General features: G+C 26.8%; 1 protein-coding gene. It reads right to left on the reverse strand.

Features of this window, described 5'->3' with window-relative positions; all coding sequences use genetic code 11:
- The coding region (locus TP70_RS08050) for a replication initiation protein (RefSeq protein WP_156962269.1) at positions 1-456 on the reverse strand (456 nt) is incomplete at both ends.

A 456-nucleotide genomic window follows, 5' to 3' on the forward strand; every position in this document is an offset into this window, starting at 1 on the left:
CCCTGTATGTTTATATTGTTTTAGTAGTCTAAACATATTTTTCGAATAAGTGGATTTAAGATGCGTCATTTCTTTTAATTCAAACTTAGTAAAATCTGCAGTGATTTCATTTAAAATATGTTTTAATTTAGGATTAATACTAACAGTTAATTCTCTTAATTCTACATCAACCTCATATCCTGTAAATAACACAAATTTTTTAAATGATAAACCACTTCTCTCAGTATAAGTTAAACCTAGCATCTTATCATAAACATTTTCTAAATCCTTAACAAATCTCTTTTGAGAACGATGATAATAATTACTTAAGTGACGTAACTCTTCAAAAGGAAGGGTTAATTCTTTGATATCTTTTTCCTTTAACTTATTACAAAGCGTAAAAAAAATATCAATTTCCGTGCTTGTGAATTTACGCAAGGGAACTAAATTCAAATCGTTTTGATAAACAACAGTTTC

The sequence above is a fragment of the Staphylococcus microti genome (assembly GCF_000934465.1).
GTDB lineage: Bacteria > Bacillota > Bacilli > Staphylococcales > Staphylococcaceae > Staphylococcus > Staphylococcus microti.